Source organism: Allobosea sp. RCC_152_1 (genome assembly GCF_041360765.1).
Classification (GTDB): Bacteria; Pseudomonadota; Alphaproteobacteria; order Rhizobiales; family Beijerinckiaceae; genus Allobosea; species Allobosea spartocytisi.
The window spans coordinates 962,475-980,294 of sequence record NZ_JBFUPU010000001.1; the positions used below are offsets into that span (position 1 = coordinate 962,475).

General features: G+C 66.7%; 18 protein-coding genes. 6 read left to right on the plus strand and 12 right to left on the minus strand.

All coding sequences use genetic code 11. From position 1 onward, the window contains the following. Positions 1-52 precede the first annotated feature (52 nt). Genes AB6806_RS04475 through AB6806_RS04490 form a run of 4 tightly spaced genes read right to left on the minus strand, consistent with a single transcriptional unit; the run spans position 53 to position 3,303 of the window. A complete protein-coding gene (locus AB6806_RS04475; protein WP_370954167.1) occupies positions 53-823 on the minus strand; it encodes a 2'-5' RNA ligase family protein in 771 nt (256 codons plus the stop codon). After that, positions 816-2,054: a GNAT family N-acetyltransferase gene (locus AB6806_RS04480; RefSeq protein WP_370954168.1), complete on the minus strand. Its 1,239-nt coding sequence runs from the start codon at positions 2,052-2,054 to the stop codon at positions 816-818. Before AB6806_RS04480 ends, AB6806_RS04475 begins: the two co-directional genes overlap by 8 nt. After that, positions 2,051-2,830 carry a glycerophosphodiester phosphodiesterase family protein gene (locus AB6806_RS04485; protein WP_191123522.1) on the minus strand — a complete coding sequence of 260 codons (780 nt, stop codon included), beginning with the start codon at positions 2,828-2,830 and terminating at the stop codon, positions 2,051-2,053. The genes AB6806_RS04480 and AB6806_RS04485 overlap by 4 nt, the downstream gene beginning before the upstream one ends. Next, positions 2,830-3,303 (minus strand): RidA family protein, encoded by a 474-nt coding sequence (locus AB6806_RS04490; RefSeq protein WP_112762058.1) that lies wholly within the window; start codon positions 3,301-3,303, stop codon positions 2,830-2,832. The genes AB6806_RS04485 and AB6806_RS04490 overlap by 1 nt, the downstream gene beginning before the upstream one ends. A 192-nt stretch (positions 3,304-3,495) precedes the next feature. Here AB6806_RS04490 and AB6806_RS04495 point away from each other — a divergent pair, with 192 nt between their 5' ends. Next, positions 3,496-4,362, plus strand: a complete 867-nt coding sequence (locus AB6806_RS04495) for a cell envelope integrity EipB family protein (RefSeq protein ID WP_162719973.1) — start codon at positions 3,496-3,498, stop codon at positions 4,360-4,362. Here AB6806_RS04495 and AB6806_RS04500 read toward each other — a convergent pair. Then, a complete protein-coding gene (locus tag AB6806_RS04500; RefSeq protein ID WP_370954169.1) occupies positions 4,319-5,653 on the minus strand; it encodes a DNA polymerase IV in 1,335 nt (444 codons plus the stop codon). The genes AB6806_RS04495 and AB6806_RS04500 overlap by 44 nt on opposite strands. Positions 5,654-5,665: 12 nt before the next feature. Continuing rightward, complete coding sequence (locus AB6806_RS04505) at positions 5,666-5,962, minus strand: DUF3572 domain-containing protein (protein ID WP_370954170.1); 297 nt, start codon at positions 5,960-5,962, stop codon at positions 5,666-5,668. Positions 5,963-6,093: 131 nt separating this feature from the next. Between AB6806_RS04505 and AB6806_RS04510 the strand changes: the two genes are divergently transcribed. Both AB6806_RS04510 and AB6806_RS04515 read left to right on the plus strand, forming a co-directional pair. Then, a complete protein-coding gene (locus AB6806_RS04510; protein WP_038368004.1) occupies positions 6,094-6,462 on the plus strand; it encodes a response regulator in 369 nt (122 codons plus the stop codon). A 15-nt stretch (positions 6,463-6,477) separates the two neighbouring features. After that, entirely contained in the window at positions 6,478-7,854 is a 1,377-nt protein-coding gene (locus tag AB6806_RS04515) for a PleD family two-component system response regulator (RefSeq protein WP_038368002.1), read from the plus strand. Between the two features lie 397 nt (positions 7,855-8,251). Here AB6806_RS04515 and AB6806_RS04520 read toward each other — a convergent pair whose 3' ends face one another. From AB6806_RS04520 to rnr, 6 genes are all read right to left on the minus strand, one after another. Beyond that, positions 8,252-8,395 (minus strand): hypothetical protein, encoded by a 144-nt coding sequence (locus tag AB6806_RS04520; protein ID WP_156116072.1) that lies wholly within the window; start codon positions 8,393-8,395, stop codon positions 8,252-8,254. 92 nt (positions 8,396-8,487) lie between these two features. Then, positions 8,488-8,712 (minus strand): hypothetical protein, encoded by a 225-nt coding sequence (locus AB6806_RS04525; RefSeq protein WP_156116071.1) that lies wholly within the window; start codon positions 8,710-8,712, stop codon positions 8,488-8,490. Between the two features lie 390 nt (positions 8,713-9,102). Next, the gene (rpmG, locus tag AB6806_RS04530; protein WP_038367996.1) at positions 9,103-9,270 is read right to left on the minus strand and encodes a 50S ribosomal protein L33; all 168 of its coding nucleotides are present in this window, start codon (positions 9,268-9,270) and stop codon (positions 9,103-9,105) included. A 168-nt stretch (positions 9,271-9,438) separates the two neighbouring features. Beyond that, positions 9,439-10,173 carry an NUDIX hydrolase gene (locus AB6806_RS04535; protein WP_370954171.1) on the minus strand — a complete coding sequence of 245 codons (735 nt, stop codon included), beginning with the start codon at positions 10,171-10,173 and terminating at the stop codon, positions 9,439-9,441. After that, positions 10,170-10,616 carry a DUF983 domain-containing protein gene (locus AB6806_RS04540; RefSeq protein WP_113253053.1) on the minus strand — a complete coding sequence of 149 codons (447 nt, stop codon included), beginning with the start codon at positions 10,614-10,616 and terminating at the stop codon, positions 10,170-10,172. Before AB6806_RS04540 ends, AB6806_RS04535 begins: the two co-directional genes overlap by 4 nt. Further along, positions 10,613-13,018 (minus strand): ribonuclease R, encoded by a 2,406-nt coding sequence (gene rnr, locus AB6806_RS04545; protein ID WP_370954172.1) that lies wholly within the window; start codon positions 13,016-13,018, stop codon positions 10,613-10,615. The genes AB6806_RS04540 and rnr overlap by 4 nt, the downstream gene beginning before the upstream one ends. 554 nt (positions 13,019-13,572) lie before the next feature. Here rnr and urtA point away from each other — a divergent pair. The 3 genes from urtA (at position 13,573) to urtC (ending at position 17,817) form a co-directional block, all read left to right on the plus strand. Further along, positions 13,573-14,862, plus strand: coding sequence for an urea ABC transporter substrate-binding protein (urtA, locus tag AB6806_RS04550; RefSeq protein WP_370954173.1), 1,290 nt, complete (start codon positions 13,573-13,575; stop codon positions 14,860-14,862). A 199-nt stretch (positions 14,863-15,061) separates the two neighbouring features. Further along, on the plus strand, positions 15,062-16,681 hold the full coding sequence (gene urtB / locus AB6806_RS04555; protein WP_112762064.1) for an urea ABC transporter permease subunit UrtB: 1,620 nt from the start codon (positions 15,062-15,064) through the stop codon (positions 16,679-16,681). Further along, positions 16,678-17,817, plus strand: coding sequence for an urea ABC transporter permease subunit UrtC (gene urtC / locus AB6806_RS04560; protein WP_142020790.1), 1,140 nt, complete (start codon positions 16,678-16,680; stop codon positions 17,815-17,817). Before urtB ends, urtC begins: the two co-directional genes overlap by 4 nt. Positions 17,818-17,820 lie beyond the last annotated feature (3 nt).

A 17,820-nucleotide genomic window follows, 5' to 3' on the forward strand; every position in this document is an offset into this window, starting at 1 on the left:
TGTGGCCCGGCCGCCGGGGCGTCAAGGCCGCGGGGCCGCCGGCGCCCCTGCGTCAGCCGCCGAGCGGCAGTGTCTCCGTGATCTGCGAGTCGAGCACGAGATCGTCTTCGGCGCCGAGCAGCCAGAGTTCGCGCAGGGTGAAGCGCAGCAGCGCCATGTCCCGCCAGCGTTCGATGAGAGCGGCGAGGGCGGCCGTCTCCGCCGCATCGAGATCCTCGGTCAGATTGTAGAGTCCGACGAGCCAGAGATCGCCCGGAGGCCGTCCGAACGCCGCCTGGACCTTGTGCAGCATGTTCGCCCCGTCCCGTTTCTGCGGATAGACGGGGAGATAGAGGCGTCCGCGATTGACGTTTCCGGAGAACAGCCCGCGCAGTTCGACCGCGAAAGGAGCGATCGCGGCCAGTGCCCGGCGGGTTTCAGGCGCGATGGCGGGCGGCTCGCCCACGCCGAGTGAACCGCAGATGGTCGCATGCAGCTTGTCGCGCCGCCTTGGAAGCAGATCCCAGGCGATCTTGCCGGCGAAAGGCGCCGCTTTCAGCGCGCTTTCCAGTTCGCGGAAGGCCGGCGAGGCTTGCAGGGCCGCGTCGTCGACCGGCAGCACCAGCGAGAACACGCGCGGATGCCGGCCCATCTCGTAGAACTTGCCGTCCTGGCGGGGAATAATGCGCGGATGGTCCGGCGCCACCAGCGGCAGATGCGCCAGCCGGTAGCTCTCGTCGAGCGTCAGGGGTTGCGAGAAATCGCTCAGGTTGCGGCGATAGCCGAGCTCGCCGTCTGTGCAGAACAGCAGCGGGCTCGCAGGCTCGACGGGGCCGTCAGTCATTGTCGCCCTCTGTCTTCCGAAACGGTCCGTCCGCCTCCAGCGCCGCCTGCGCGGCTGCGATCTCCGCGCGTTCCTGCGCCAGATAGTTCGCGACCGGCCGGCGCAGGCCGGGATCGGCGATGTGATGCAGCGAGCGGGTGATGACCGGCCGGTAGCCGCGGGCCAGCTTATGCTCGCCCTGCGCCCCGGCCTCGACCCGGGCGAGCCCATGCGCGATCGCGTAGTCGATGGCCTGATGGTAGCAGACCTCGAAATGCAAGAAGGGATGATCCTCGATGCAGCCCCAGTTGCGGCCGTAGAGCGTGTTGGCGCCACGGAAATTGATCGCGCCGGCGATGTAGCGTCCGGCCCGCTTCGCCATGATCAGCACGACCCGCTCGCCCATCACTGCGCCGACCCGCGAGAAGAATTCCCGGTTGAGATAGGGCCGGCCCCATTTGCGCGAGCCGGTGTCCTCATAGAAGCCGTGGAAATCGTCCCAGACGGCTTCCGTCAGGTCGGAGCCCGACAGAGCCTCGATGGTGATGCCGGCCGAAACCGCCTCGCGCCGCTCGCGCTTCAGCGCCTTGCGCTTGCGCGAGGCCAGCGTGGCGAGGAAGTCGTCATAGCCCGCGAAGCCGCCATTTTGCCAGTGGAACTGCAGATCGTTGCGCTCGAGATAGCCGGCCTGCTTCAGCGCCGTGACGTCGGGCTCCTGCGCGAAGGTGACATGGACGGAGGAGGCCTGTGTCTGCCCGCGCAGGGCCTCCAGCCCGGCGATCAGGGCTGCGCGCGCTTCCTCGGCGCGCGGCGTATCGGCGACGAGCAGGCGCGGGCCGGTCGCAGGCGTGAAGGGCGCGGCGACCTGGAGCTTGGGGTAGTAGCGCCCTCCGGCGCGCTCATAGGCATCGGCCCAGCCATGATCGAAGACATATTCGCCCTGGCTGTGGCTCTTCAGGAAGCTGGGGCTCGCGGCGAGGATCTGCCCGCTCTCGTCCTCGACGACCAGATAGGCCGGCGACCAGCCCGAGCGGCCGCCGATGCAGCGACTCTCTTCCAGCGCGCTCAGGAATTCATGGCTGACGAAGGGGTTGTCGCGGTCGATGCCGGTTTCCGCGGATGGGGAGCAGGGCGCCGCGAGGGCGTCCTGCAAGGCATGAGGATTGGCGCAGGCGTTCCACGCGCCGGCGGGCACGGCCTTGAGCGAGGTCGCAACGCGGACGCTGAGACTGTCGCCCGGGCCGTCGCTCAAGGGCGAAAGCCCTCGAACACCATCTGGTCGGCGAAATCGGCCGCCCGCTGCCGTTCCTCCGGGGTGCGTACCGTCCAGCTCATCAGCGGCATCCCGATGACGTTGCGGCAGAGATAGGGCGCGGCGCTTTCGAGGTCCGTGACCTTCCAGGACAGGAAGTCCGGCCGGCTTTCGGTGAAGTGGAGGAGATTGGCGAGCGCATGCTTTCGTTCGGGCGAGAGCTTGTCGTAGTCGCCGTAATCATAGGCGTTCATCGCGACGATTCCGCGGGGGATCTGCGGCGCGAGCGTGCGCAAGGCGGTCACGATCTCGGGATCGAAGGACTTGATCACGATCGGCTGGCCCGCATGGCCGGCCAGCACCTCCACCGTGCGCCTGGTCAGGGCGAGATTGCCGTCGAAGCGGCTCTTGATCTCGATGACGAGAGGAACGCGCCCGCCGATCAGGTCGAGGAAGGCGGAGAGCGTCAGGATCGGGTCGCTCGACCCCTTGAGCGTGATCTTGCCGAGTTCGGCCGCCGTCTTCGCCACGACCGCCCCGGTCTCGCCCGTCAACCGGTCGAGCACGAAGTCGTGGAACACCACCGCCTCGCCGTCGGCGGTGAGCTGCACGTCGCATTCGATGCCGAAGCCGCCGGCGATGGCCGCCTTCGCCGCCGAGGGGCTGTTCTCGATCACGCCGGCGGAGAGATCGTGCAGGCCGCGATGGGCGATCGGCTTCGCCACCAGCCAGCCGAGATCGGGCCGGCTGGCGTCCTTTGCGAGGCCGGCACTCATCAGGCGATCTCGAACATGGCTTCGACTTCGACCGCGGCCCCGGCCGGCAATTCGGCGACGCCGACCGTCGAGCGGGCATGACGGCCCTTGTCGCCGAGAACCTCGACCATCAGGTCCGACGCGCCGTTCATGATCGCCGGCAGGGCGGAGAAATGCGGGGCGGCGTTGATGAAGCCGCCGAGGCGGACGCAGCGCACGATCCGGCCGAGATCGCCGTCGAGCGCGGCTTTCGCCTGGGCGAGCACGTTAATGGCGCAGAGCCGTGCCGCTTCCAACCCCGCCTCGTTGAAGATCTCGGCGCCGAGCTTGCCCTTGTGCTTGTCGGAGAGCTTGCCGTCGAGGCCGAAGCAGAGCTGGCCGGAGATGACCAGCAGCTTCCCCGTGATGACGTAGGGCACGTAATTGGCGATCGGCGCGGCCGGTGTCGGAAGGGTGATGCCGAGTTCGGCGAGCTTGGTATCGACGACGTTCATGGTCTTGGCTCCGTCTGGCTGCGCGAACGAGGGCAGGGGCCTTTCATGGCCGATGGCCGGACGGCTCGCAAGCGCCGCGGCATGCCGCGCGGGCAGGGCTGCCACGGCACGGAGGCCGAGGCGTTTCGCCTTGTTTGCGCCATTGCCGCAATGCACCTAGATTTCGCTGACAGGAAGCGGACAAGCGACATCATGAGCGGAAGTCTATTCGGCCTTGCGGGGCGGGTTTGCGTGGCGGCGCTGCTGCTGGCGGGCGGGGCGCAGGCGCAGAGCGCCTCGCAGGACAAGGCCGCGCCGAAGGGCAATGCGGCCGACCGGGTGGTGCTGGCGCCGCATCGCGCCGTCTACGACCTCGTTCTCGATGGCGCCAAGCCGTCCGGCAACATCGAGGCGGCGAAGGGGCGGATCGCCTTCGAGTTCACCGGCGACGCCTGCGAGGGCTACGCGCTTTCGTTCCGGCAGGTGACGCAGCTCGGCACCGAGGCCGGCCCGCGCGTCGTCGATGCCCGCACCACCAGCTTCGAGGCCGGTGACGGCGCGAGCTACCGCTTCAAGACGGAAAGCTCGTCGGGCGGCGCCCAGCCCGAAACGGTCGACGGCACGGCCGAGAAGGCCGGCGGCGGCTATGAGGTCAAGCTGCGCCAGCCCAAGGCCGAGGCCTATCGCGAGCCGAACGACGCCCTTTTCCCCAATGCGCAGATGAAGGCGGTGATCCAGGCCGCGCGCGCCGGCAAGACCACGCTGAACGTGCGGCTCTATGACGGCGCCAACAGCGGCAAGGAGGTCTACGACACGCTCTCGATCATCGGGAAGCGCATCGAGGCCGCGCCGTCCGAGAAGCCGTTGCAGCGTCCGGAATTCGAGAAGATCGCCCGCTGGCCGGTTTCGATCTCCTACTACAAGGTCGGCGCAGGCGAATCGACGCCGTCCTACACCATCTCCTTCGAGCTCTACGAGAACGGCGTCACCGGCGCGATCCATCTCGATTACGGTAGCTTCGCCCTGCGCGGCACGCTCAGCCGTCTGGACCTTCTTCCTCAGGAGCCTTGCGCGAAATAGCCGGTTCGCTCGACGGACGCTGCGGCAGCCTGAGGTTCAGGCCCCGGCCGATCGAAGCATCGCCGAAGCGAGCGCGCAGCTTGTCGAGCGCGCCCTCCATGGCCTTCAGCCGCGGCGTGGCGGTATCGGCGAGATCGCCATGGTCGGCCTCGGCCGGCGGGCTGAAATCGCTCGCGCCGATGCCGATCAGCCGGTAGCGCGGGCCGGTGCATTCCCGCTTCAGCAGGTCGCGCCCGGCGGCAAAGAGCCGTGCGGCGAGCTGCGTCGGTTCCGGCAGCCGGGTCGCGCGGGTGATGCTGTGGAAGCTCGCGGTCTTGAGCTTCAGGGTGATGGTCCGCCCCGCAAGCTCCTGAGCCTTCAGCCGTTTCGACGTCTTTTCGCAGAGCCGCCACAGGATCGGCTCCAGCTCCTCGAAACCTGAGAGATCGACATCCAGGGTCGTCTCGCTGGAGACGCTCTTGGTCTCGCGCTCGGGCGTGACCTTGCGCGGGTCGATGCCGTTGGCGAGCTTCTTCAGCCGCGGCCCGTCCTTGCCTGCGAGGCGGAAGAGCTTCTCGTCTGGAGCCTCGCGCAGGTCGCCGATCAGCTTGAAGCCCCCCTCCGCGAGCTTGGCGACGCTCGCCGGCCCCATGCCGGGAATGAGCCCGACCGGCTTGTCGGCGAGGAAGGCGACGGCCTCAGCCCGGCCGATGATCGAGAAGCCGCGCGGCTTGTCGAGGTCGGAGGCGACCTTGGCCAGGAACTTCGCATAGGACAGCCCGACCGAGATGGTGATGCCGAGCGTGTCCTCGACGCGCCGGGCAAAGCGCGCCAGCGTCGCGGCGGCGCTGGCATGGTGCAGCCGCTCGGTGCCGGAGAGGTCGAGGAAGGCCTCGTCGATCGAGAGCGGCTCGACCAGCGGCGTCAACTCCCGCATCATCTGCCGGACCTCGCGGCCGACCGAAACGTATTTCGCCATGTTCGGCTTGACGACGACGGCGTCCGGGCAGGCCTCCAGCGCCTTGAACATCGGCATGGCCGAGCGCACCCCATAGGTGCGGGCGATGTAGCAGCAGGTCGAGACGACGCCGCGCTTGCCGCCGCCGACGATCACCGGCTTGTCCTGCAGGCTCGGATCGTCGCGCTTCTCGATCGTGGCGTAGAAGGCGTCGCAGTCGATATGGGCGAGGCTTAAGCGATCGCGCTCGGCGTGGCGGATCAGCCGTGGCGAGCCGCAGGTCGGGCAACGCCGCAGCGGGCCCACGGCCTCGTGGTCGTTCAGGCAGTCGCGGCACAGGCTGCGCACGCGCAAAACCCCGCTCGTTCAGGCGAATTCGCCGGGGCCGGGCACGTCCCCGGCGAGCCGGCGGCGTGCCTCGGCCACGATTTCCGGATTCAGCCTTAAATTTTCGGCAAATTCGAGCAGGAGCGAATCGCTCGATCCGATATGATCGAGCACGGCGGCGAGGAAGCCGGGTTCACCGGCGGCAGCGCGCAAATTCGCGGGATCAAGCCCGGTCGTGGCCAGGAAAGGCCCGATTCGCTCGGGTTCTGCGGCGAGGAAGCCCAGCGCCTGGACCGCCAGCGCCTCGGCGTCGGGAAAGCTTTGTCGCGGTGCCATCGGCCTCGTGTCGCATATTGGATTTGCGTTTCGTCAACTGCTGTCATGCTAGCACATTTAGCGAACGAAGCCGCCAGGCCGAAGCTCCGACGCAAGTCGGATTTTGGCGGCGCAGCACGAAGGGCGGCCGAATGAAGACGGTTCTGATCGTCGAGGACAACGAGCTCAACATGAAGCTCTTCAACGACCTGCTCGAGGCGCATGGCTACGCCACGCTCAAGACCTCGGATGGGATCGAGGCCATCGAGCTGGCCCGTACCCATCGCCCGGACCTGATCCTGATGGACATCCAGCTCCCGGAGGTTTCGGGGCTCGAGGTCACGAAATGGATCAAGGAGGATGACGACCTCAAGGCCATCCCCGTCATCGCCGTCACCGCCTTTGCGATGAAGGGCGACGAGGAGCGCATCCGCGAAGGCGGCTGCGAGGCCTATCTGTCGAAGCCCATCTCGGTAGCGAAATTCCTGGAGACCGTCCGCGCCTATGCCGGCGCAGCCTGAGTCGAAAGCCCTTCCATGTCCGCTCGCGTCCTCATCGTCGACGACGTTCCCGCCAATCTGAAGCTGCTGGAAGCGAAGCTTTCGGCTGAGTATTTCGACGTGCTCACGGCGACGAGCGGTCCTGACGCGCTGGCGATCTGCGAGCGGGGCGAGCCCGACATCGTGCTGCTCGACGTGATGATGCCGGGCATGAACGGCTTCGAGGTCTGCCGCCGCCTGAAGAGCACGCCGGTGACGGCGCATATCCCGGTGGTGATCGTCACGGCGCTCGACCAGCCGCGCGACCGCCTGCAGGGTCTCGATGCCGGGGCCGATGATTTCCTCACCAAGCCGCTCGACGATGTCGCGCTCTTCGCGCGGGTGCGCAGCCTTTCGCGGCTGAAATCCATGACGGACGAGTTGCGCAACCGCGCCGCCGCCTCGCGCCGCCTCGGCATCGCCGATCCTCTGGTGGCGGCCGCCGCCGAAACCGGCCTCAACGGGCGGGTGCTGCTGGTCGAGGACCGCGTCTCGGTCGCCGAGCGCCTGCAGAGCGCGCTTTCGGCCTTCCATCTCGTCGAGGTCGAGCCCGATTCCCAGCGGGCGGCTGTGCGGGCGGCGGAAGAAGATGTCGACGCGGTCCTGATCAGCCTCGACCTGCAGGGGCAGGACGGCTTGCGCCTGTGCAGCCAGCTCCGCTCGCTCGACCGCACCCGTGACATCTCGGTGCTGCTGATGGGGGAGGCTGAGGATCGGGGCCGCATCCTGCGCGGGCTCGACATCGGCGCGCATGATTTCCTGATCCGCCCGATCGACCGCAACGAGCTGCTCGCCCGCGTGCGCACGCAGGTGCGCCGCAAGCGTTTCACCGACCGGCTGCGCGACAGCCTGCAATCCTCCATGGAAATGGCGGTGCTGGACCAGCTCACCGGGCTGCATAATCGCCGCTTCATGGACACGCGCCTCGCCGCGATGTTCGACGAATCCGCGCTGAGGGCCCGCGCCCTGTCGGTGATGGTGCTCGATGTCGACCACTTCAAGGTGGTCAACGACAGCTGGGGGCACGATGCCGGCGACGAGGTGCTGAAGGAATTCGCCGACCGGGTGCGCGCCTGCACGCGCGGCATCGATCTCGTTGCGCGCATGGGTGGCGAGGAGGTGGTGGTGGTTCTGCCGGAAACCGGCCCCAAGGCGGCCTATGCCGTGGCGGAGCGCATTCGCGAGCGAGTCGAGAACACGCCCTTCGCCATTTACAACAACAGTCGCGAGATCCCGGTCACGGTCTCGATCGGCGTGGCGAGCCGCAAGGCCGGCGACGCCTCCTCCGCCGATATCGTGAAGCGCGCGGACGACGCGCTCTATCGGGCCAAGGCCAGTGGCCGCAACCGCGTGATTGCCGCCAACGCCGCTTGAGGGCGTTTCCGCATCCAGCGGATGAAGTCTTTCCGCTAAGCCGCTGCGCCGATTCGTGAAACGTGACCTTGAGTCAGTGCGCGCAGCCTCAAGCTTAAGCTTAGCAGGTAAGGTTAAAAATCGATGAAGAATGACGAATCGGTCGTATTCGATTGATTCGTTTCAGTCAGATTGTAAGTGTTTCCGCAACGCAGCGGCATCGCTGCTCGGCAATGCCCCTCGGAGACTCAGGTCCGCCGCATCTCCTGGGAAACCGAAGGGCTCGGCCGGTCGGCAGCGGAATTCTGGCCTCCTCAGAACCGTCGCCGACCGGCCACCTCATCTCCGGTAGCGGTGGCAACGGATAAAGCCGCAAGCCCATGCTTCGCCGCTTTCAGCGCGACGGGATGCAGATAGCCTATCCCGGAAAATAGTGCTGGAAGAGCGCAGGCAGCCAATAGCCGGCGGCAGCGAAGCTTCCAAGCAGGCCGATCAATCCAAGCGCCGCTGCGATTCTCTTGCTGAGAAAGCGCGACGAGTCGATCTCGACGAGCAGCTTCAACAAGTGTCGCGCGAGACCGCTCGTCCTGTGATGCGCCTTCCCATCCTCTTGATTCGCCAAAGAAAGCACTCCGTGATCGGTGCCGGGAAACTCTAGCGGCGCATGCCAAGCCGAAACAGCGCTGCTCCAGCAAATAGCGTGTCGAGCAGCCGATTAACAGGCTTGCCTGCGAAAGCGTTGCGAGGGGCCGCGTCTTGCGCGGCGCCGGCGCGCTGCAGGCTGACACCAAGCGGCAAGCGTGGCGGCGGAGCCGCCGACGCATCGGCATCGAACGATGGCCCTAAATTCGCCATGCGCTCGACGATGCTGGTGGCCATGAGGCTCCTTGCTGCATCAACTCTTGTCCTCGCTCTGGGTGCTTGCGCGAGCACGCCCGAGCCCATCGTCGAGGATCGCTCTCGCTGCGATGCCTACGGCTTCCAGCGCGGGACGGACGCCTTCGCGAACTGCGTCATGACGGCCGATCGGGATCGCCAGAAGCGGAGCGAACGGCAGTTCGAGCGTGGTGGCTACCCCAATCCCCAGGAAGAATAGCCGGGGGCTCCGTCCCGCGGCGGAGGAGGCGGTCGCCGGTGCCGGCTTCACGCGGTTCCGGAGCGGTCGCCGCGGCCTGGCGGATTGTTTTGCGAAGCTCGGGCCACCCGAAAAGCAAAAGCCGCCCTGGCGGGCGGCTTTGCAAAAAGCATCCAGATCTGAAGGCGGGTGCCTTACTTGATCTTGGTTTCCTTGAACTCGACGTGCTTGCGCGCGACCGGGTCGTACTTCTTCTTCGACATCTTCTCGGTCATCGTGCGCGAGTTCTTCTTCGTCACGTAGAAGAAACCGGTGTCGGCAGTCGAAAGCAGCTTGATCTTGATCGTCACGGCCTTGGCCATGGGCTTATCCTCGAACCATGCGGGCCGCGGATGGCCCTCAGAAAAGAAAATGGCCGGGCAGACCCGGCAAACCGTCAGCGCGGGAGATGCCGCAAAGGGCCGGCGAAGTCAAGGAAGAATAGCGCGGCCGGATGTGCGCTTCATCCGGGAATGCGGCCTCGTCGCGCTTCAAAGCTCCTCGCGCACGAAGCTGCCGCGCTTCTCCCAATAGAACGGCACGGGCAGATAGGGCGCGAATCCGGCTGCGATCCGCGCCTCGACCTCCTGGATGATGACCTTGGTGATGCTCGGCAGGTCGAGCGCCTTGGCCTCGTCGAAATCGACCCAGACCAGGTCGGTCAATTCCGAATCGGGTCCCGTCACCCCGTCGATCTTCTTGGCCAGGGCCGAAGCGTCGATGGTAAAGAATCGCGTGTCGAAGCGCTTCGGCCGGCGCGGCGGTGTGATCGCGCGGGCGACGAAGGTGATGGCGGAGAGATCCGGGAACACGCCATGGCCGGCGAACTCGCTCCAGCTCCCCTCGGGCGCCAATTCGGGCACGCCGAATTCGTCCGAGCCGAAGAGCAGGCCGGTTTCCTCGAACGTCTCCCGGACTGCCGCCAGCGCCAGCGCGCGCGCCTTGCTCGCGCTCGGCCGCACGGCGCGCTTGAGCAGCCGGTCCTCGCAGATCTGCGGCAATGCGCCCGTCGCCACCATGCGCCGGTCGCCGTCGTCGAGGCGGCCGCCGGGGAAGACATATTTGCCCGGCATGAATTTGTGGCTGTCATGGCGCTTGCCCATCAGCACCTTGGGCCGGGCGCCGTTGCGGTCGATGATCAGCATCGTCGCGGCGTCCTTGGGGCGCAGGTTGACGGCAACGCGCGCGCGTTCGGCCTGGGTCAGGGTGACGGTATGGTCGGTCATGGATTGCGTCCGCGGGAAGGCAGGGGTTGGCGCTCGGGCTGATCGGCTTCGCCGCCGAAACCATGCATCCGCAAGGCCCATTGCAGGCCGATGACGCCTCCCTTCACCGGCTGCATCAGGGCCAGGCAGAGAATGATCGTCAGGGTGGGCCACAGCGCCATGTGCCACCACATCGGCCAGTCGCCGTATTTCTCGGCGAGCAGCAGCCCGCCGACCACGACATGGCCGACGATGGTGATGACGATATAGGGCGGCAGGTCGTCGGCGCGCTGGTGGTAAAGGTCCTCGCCGCAAGCCTCGCAGCGGTCGACGGGCTTCAGGAAGGCGCGGAACAGCCGGCCCTCGCCGCAATGCGGGCAGCGGCCCTTGATCCCGTGCGTGATCGCCCCGCGCCAGTCGCGCAGGCCGGCGTCCCCGGCAGGACCGTGAAACTGAACGCTCATCGGCGCCTCTTGCCCGCCCCGCTCTTGCCCGGCCTGGTCTTGCCTGTCCGGCCGAAGGAGGCGGCGGGTCGGCTCGTTCCATATGGCGTGCCGCCGCCTCGCTTGCCAGCGCGTCCGGTCGGCACGGTGCGGCCGGCCGAGAGCAGCTCGAAGCGCAGCGCGCCTGCGACCGGCGCCGCCTCGACGAGCTTGACATGGACCTTGTCGCCGAGCCGCCAGCTCTCGCCGGTGCGCTCGCCGATCAGCGCATGGGCCGCCTCGTCGTAGCGATAGTAGTCGCCGCCCAACGTGGAGGCCGGGACGAAGCCGTCGGCACCGGTGCCGTCGAGCTTCACAAAGAGCCCGGCGCGGTTCACCCCGCCGATGCGCCCGTCGAAGCTCGCGCCGATCTGGTCGGCGAGGAAATGCGCGATCAGCCGGTCGGTGGTCTCGCGCTCGGCCGCCATGGCGCGCCGCTCCGCCGCCGATATGCGGGTCGCGACCTCGCGCAGTTCCGCAAGCGTGACGCTCTTGGGCAGGCCGTCATCGCCCAGCTTCAGCGCCGTGATCAGGGCGCGATGCACGATCAGGTCGGCATAGCGCCGGATCGGCGAGGTGAAATGGGCGTAGCGGCGCAGATTGAGGCCGAAATGCCCGTAATTCTCCGCGACATATTCGGCCTGCGCCTGGGTCCGCAGCACCACCTCGTTGATCAGCGTCTCGTTTTCCGAGCCCTTGATCATCCCGAGGATGCGGTTGAACAGCACGGGCCTCAGCGCCCCGTCCTTCGGCAGCTTGATGCCGATCGAGGCCAGGACCTCGCCGAGCGCGCGCATCTTCTCGAGCGAGGGCTCGTCATGGCAGCGATAGATCAGCAGGCTCCCGGCCTTCTCCAGCGTCTCGGCGGCCGCGACATTGGCGAGGATCATGAACTCCTCGATCAATCGATGTGCCGCCAGCCGCTCCGGCACGATCACGCGCTCGACCGCGCCGTCGGGCTTCAGGACCAGCTTGCGCTCGGGCAGGTCGAGTTCGAGCGGCTGGCGCTGGTCGCGGGCACGCGCCGCGATGCCATAGGCCGCCCAGAGCGGCATCAGCACGCTCTCGCGGATTGGGCCGGTCTTCTCGTCCGGCGTGCCGTCGATGGCGGCCTGCGCCTGCTGGTAGGAAAGCTTCGCCGCCGAGCGCATCAGCACGCGGTGAAAGGAATGGCTCTTCTTCGAGCCGTCCGCCTTCAGGACGAGCCTGACGGCCAGCGCCGGCCGGTCCTCGTTTTCACGCAAGGAGCACAGGTCGTTGGAGATCCGTTCCGGCAGCATCGGCACGACGCGGTCGGGGAAATAGACCGAATTGCCTCGTTCCAGCGCCTCGCGGTCGAGCGCCGAGCCGGGCCGCACATAGGCCGCGACATCGGCGATGGCGACGGTGACGACGAAGCCGCCGGGATTATCGGGGCTCTCGTCCGGCGCGGCGTGGACCGCGTCGTCATGGTCCTTGGCGTCGGCCGGGTCGATGGTGACGAGCGGCAGCTCGCGCCAATCCTCGCGGCCCTTCAGGCTCGCGAGCGGCGCCTCGGCGGCTTCCTTGAGGGCCGCCGGCGGGAATTCATGTGGGATGCCGTGGGCATGGATCGCGATCAGGCTGACGGCGCGCTCCGACTTGAGCGAGCCCAGCCGCTCGCGCACCTGCGCCTCCGGCGGGCCGAAGCGGCTCTCGCGGCGGAGCGAAACCGAGACGAGATCGCCGTCCTCGGCCTCTCCGGTGCGTCCCTTCGGGATGATCGCCTCGCGCCCTTGCGCCTTCTTGTCGATCGGGACGAGCCGGCCGGAACCGTCGGGCAGGGCCCGGAAGATGCCGAGCACGGCGGCCTTCGCCTTGCCCATCACTTTCAGCACATGGCCGGAATAGGCGAAGCCATCGACACCGCGCAGCCGCGTCAGCTTGAGCAGGACCTGATCGCCGACGCCGGGGGCAGGGCGTGCATCCTTCGGCTTGCGCCGGCCCTCATGCCGGTTCTCGATCAGGATTCGCGGCGGCGCGCCGTCATCGGCCTCGTTCCATTCGAGCGGCTGCGCCACGAGATCGCCGTCGCGATCCCGGGACTTCACCTCGCAGAGCAGGACCGGGGGCAGGGCGCCGCGCGGATGCACCGGGCGCTCCTTGCCGTCGCCGCCGATCTCGCCTTCCTGTTCCATCTCCCGCAGCAGGCGCTTGAGCCAGATCTTGCCGCCCTGGTCGAGGCCGAAGGCACGCGCGATCTCACGCCGCCCGACCTCGCGGCCGGCGGAACGCTCCTCCTCGATGAAATCGAGGATCGCCTCGCGGCTCGGTTCAGGCACGTTCACGGGGCGCCGCTCGTCAGGATGGGAAGGATATGAACCACACCCGACTGTCTGCCACGGCCGGCGAGCAAGTGCCAGCATTCGCGAGACGAAAAGAAGAAGGGCCGCCCTTTCGGACAGCCCTTCCATTGTCGAACCGCGATCCAGCGAACCGGATCAAAGGTGCGAAAACTCACGCGGAACACGAACCCCAGCAAGAAGAGGTCCAGGTCCACCCGCCTTGCACCAGCGGCTGATGACAATGAGACACTGGATCACCTCCTTTCAGTTGTTACCGACCAGAAGAGGCTAGGGTGATTCTCGGCTCCACGTAAATGCCAAAAAAAGCGCTGTCCGCTGCGCCGTGAGCGGCGTGTTTGCGGGCTAAATTTCAGGCGGATGGTGCGGTGCGCAATTAGCAGGCAGTGGGTTTGCCTGTAAAATGAGCAGAAATGATCGATATGACCTGATCATTGCGTCGGGGCCCCCCTCTTTCGCAGGAAATGCGGGGTTTGCTGACCTAGCGGCAGAGATTTGCGCGACGACCCGTTCGGTGAGGCCGGTTGGCATGTGGCTTGCGATACCTGCCTTCGGGCCGGGGAGGCCTGTCGGTGCCGATCGCGGCGCCGCTCAACAGGAATATTCGGGAGCAGCCCGTGAACAGCAATCGTCGCGAATTCCTCGGCACCGCGCTCGCGGGCGCCGCTTTCCTCGGTTCCTCCTATCTGCCGGCGGCGGCGCAGCAGGAGACCATCAAGGTCGGCATCCTGCACTCGCTCTCGGGCACGATGGCGATCTCCGAGACGACCCTGAAGGACGTCATGCTCATGCTCATCGAGGAGCAGAACAAGAAGGGCGGCGTCCTCGGCAAGAAGCTCGAGGCCGTGGTGGTCGATCCGGCCTCGAACTGGCCGCTCTTCGCCGAGAAGGCGCGCGAGCTGATCACCAAGGACAAGGTCGCGGCCACCTTCGGCTGCTGGACTTCCGTGTCGCGCAAATCGGTGCTGCCGGTCTTCAAGGAGCTCAACAACATCCTGTTCTACCCCGTCCAGTACGAGGGCGAGGAGAGCGAGCGCAACGTCTTCTACACCGGCGCGGCCCCGAACCAGCAGGCGATCCCCGCCGTCGACTATCTCGCCAAGGAGGAGAAGGTCGAGCGCTGGGTGCTCGCCGGGACCGACTATGTCTACCCGCGCACGACCAACAAGATCCTCGAAGCCTATCTCAAATCCAAGGGCGTGAAGCCCGAGGACATCATGATCAACTACACGCCCTTCGGTCATTCCGACTGGCAGACCATCGTCTCCGACATCAAGAAGTTCGGCTCGGCCGGCAAGAAGACGGCCGTGGTCTCGACCATCAACGGCGATGCCAACGTGCCGTTCTACAAGGAGCTCGGCAACCAGGGCATCAAGGCGACCGACATTCCCGTCGTCGCCTTCTCGGTCGGCGAGGAGGAACTCGCCGGCATCGACACCAAGCCGCTCGTCGGCCATCTCGCCGCCTGGAACTATTTCGAGTCGATCAAGACGCCGGAGAACGAGGCCTTCATCAAGCAGTGGCAGGCCTTCACCAAGAACCCGAAGCGCGTCACCAACGACCCGATGGAGGCGCATTACATCGGCTTCAACATGTGGGTGAAGGCGGTCGAGAAGGCCAAGTCGACCGACCCCGACAAGGTCATCGACGCGCTGCCCGGCATCGAGGCGCCGAACCTGACCGGCGGCATCTCGAAGATGCTGCCCAACCACCACATCACCAAGCCGGTCTTCATCGGCGAGATCAAGGATGACGGCCAGTTCGACGTGGTCTGGAAGACCTCCGGCCTCGTTCCGGGCGATGCCTGGTCGAAGGAGCTCGACGGCTCCAAGGATCTGGTCGGCGACTGGGTCGAGAAGAAGTGCGGCAACTTCAACGTCAAGACCAACAAGTGCGGTGGCGCCTGAGATCATGAGGGGGAGGGGCGGCACGGGAAATATCCCGGTCGTCCCTCGTATCTCGCCTCGTATCTCGCCGTTCCATCGCGGTTGCTCGTCCCGCTCCGTCATCCCGGCGGAGCGAAGCCTAGAGGCGGGATCGATGCCTGAGCTTTTCGGGGAAACGCCCGGATCCCGGGTCGCCCTGCGGGCGCCCGGGATGACCTGAATGCGGAAGCCGGTCTTGATGTCCTTCCTTTATCGCCTGCTGCATCTCGGAGTGATCGTCGTCGCGCTGGTCGCGGCCTCGATCGCCTCCTTCGCGCAGACTGCCGACGAGGCCTTCACGCGCCTCGCCGCCGACAGCTATTCCGACACGACGCGCGCCGTCGAAATCCTGGTGTCGACCGCCCATCCCAATGCTGCGCTGATCGTCGAAGCCCTGAACGACGGGCGCCTGCTCGCCGGCCCCGGCGGCGTCGTGCTGAAGACCCCGACTGGTGGCTTCGTCGACGCCAGGACCGGCGCTGCGCTTACCGCCGCTCCGGCGGATGTGAAGACCGTTCGCCTCAACAACGCGGTGCGGCGCACCGTGCAGGCCGCGCTCGGCGGCCTGAGCCTGCTCAATCCTGAACCCGCGAAACGGACTGCCGCGGCCGAAGCGGTCTTCAAGTCGCGCGATGCCAGCCTCCTGCCCATCGTCGAAGCCGCCATCGGCAAGGAGACCGATCCGCGCGCGCTCGCCGCCCTGCGCCAGGCCCAGGCCGCGATCCTGATCGCCAAGCCCGATGCCGCCCCGCTCGACCGCCTCGGCGCCATCGACCTGCTGCGCGAGCGCGGCGACCAGGATGCGCTGGCGACGTTGCGCTCGCTCGCAGGCGAGGCGACCCCGGCGCTCAAGGACGCGCAGGCGAGGGCGATCTCTGCCATCGAGGGCCGCCTGCGTCTCTGGGCCATGGCGCAGAACCTCTGGTACGGGCTCTCGCTCGGCTCGGTGCTGCTGCTGGCCGCCATCGGCCTTGCCATCACGTTCGGTGTGATGGGCGTCATCAATATGGCCCATGGCGAGATGGTCATGCTCGGCGCCTACACCACCTTCGTGGTGCAGGAGATCATCCGGGCGAACGCGCCCGGCCTGTTCGATTGGTCGCTGGCCATCGCCTTGCCGGCGGCCTTCATCGTCTCGGGTGCAGTCGGCATCGCCATCGAGCGCGGCGTCATCCGCTTCCTCTATGGCCGGCCGCTCGAAACATTGCTGGCGACCTGGGGCATCAGCCTGATGCTGCAACAGGCGGTCCGTACCGCCTTCGGCCCGACCAACCGAGAGGTCGGCGCCCCTAGCTTCATGTCCGGCGCCTTCGATCTCGGCGGTCTCGCCATCACCTATAACCGGCTCTGGATCATCGTCTTCGCGGGGCTGGTCTTTGCGGCGCTGCTCGCCATCCTGAAGCTGACGCCGATGGGGCTGCAGATGCGCGCCGTCACCCAAAACCGCCGCATGGCCTCTGCGATGGGCATCCGCACCGGCCGCATCGACGCGCTGACCTTCGGGCTGGGCTCCGGTGTCGCGGGTTTGGCCGGCGTCGCGCTCTCGCAGATCGACAATGTCAGCCCCAACCTTGGCCAGAGCTACATCATCGATAGCTTCATGGTCGTGGTCTTCGGCGGCGTCGGGAACCTATGGGGCACGCTGGTCGGCGCGATGACGCTCGGCGTCGCCAACAAATTGCTCGAGCCCTATGCCGGCGCGGTGCTGGGCAAGATCGCGCTCTTGGTCTGCATCATCCTCTTCATCCAGAAGCGCCCGCGCGGCCTGTTCGCGCTCAAGGGCCGGGCGGTGGAAGCATGATCACCCGCTTCCTCCTGCAGAAGATGGACCGTCGCGGCGGCATCTTTCTCGCGATCCTGCTCGGCCTGGCCGTGCTGGTGCCGCTTTCGAACCTGCTGCTGCCGGCGTCCTCGCCCTTCCACGTCCCGACCTCGACCATGTCGCTCTGGGGCAAATATCTCTGCTACGCGCTGCTCGCGGTCTCGCTCGATCTCGTCTGGGGCTATTGCGGCATCCTCAGCCTCGGCCACGGCGCCTTCTTCGCGCTCGGCGGCTACGCCATGGGCATGTATCTGATGCGCCAGATCGGCTCGCGCGGCGTCTATGGCAACCCGATCCTGCCCGACTTCATGGTCTTCCTGAACTGGCAGGAATTGCCCTGGTACTGGTACGGCTTTTCGTCCTTCCCCTTCGCCATGCTGATGGTGCTGGCCGTGCCCGGCCTGCTCGCCTTCGTCTTCGGCTGGTTCGCCTTCCGCTCGCGCGTCACCGGCGTCTATCTCTCGATCATCACCCAGGCGTTGACCTATGCGCTGCTGCTCGCCTTCTTCCGCAACGATATGGGCTTCGGCGGCAACAATGGCCTGACCGATTTCAAGGACATCCTCGGCTTCAACATCCAGGCGCAAGCGACTCGTGCCGCTCTGTTTTCGCTGACCTGCGTCATGCTTGCGGTCGGCTTCCTGATCGCGCGCGGCATCGTCGTCTCGAAGCTCGGCAAGGTCGTGATCGCGATCCGGGACGCGGAGTCGCGCACCCGCTTCCTCGGCTACCGGGTCGACCGCTTCAAGCTCTTCGTCTTCACCGTCTCGGCCTGCATGGCGGGCGTGGCAGGCGCGCTCTACGTGCCGCAGGTCGGCATCATCAATCCCAGCGAATTCGCCCCGGCCAACTCGATCGAAACGGTGATCTGGGTCGCGGTCGGCGGCCGCGGCACGCTGGTCGGCGCAGCGCTGGGCGCGGTCGTGGTGAACTGGGCCAAGACGGTGTTCACTTCGGGCTTCATGGCGCCTTACTGGCTCTTCGCGCTGGGCGGTCTCTTTGTCGTCGTCACGCTCTTCCTGCCCAAGGGCATCCTCGGCACGGCCGAGGCGCTCTGGGCGCGCCGCCGCAAGCCCGATCAGACTCCGGCAGCCGAGCCGGCCCCGGCGGAGTGAAGC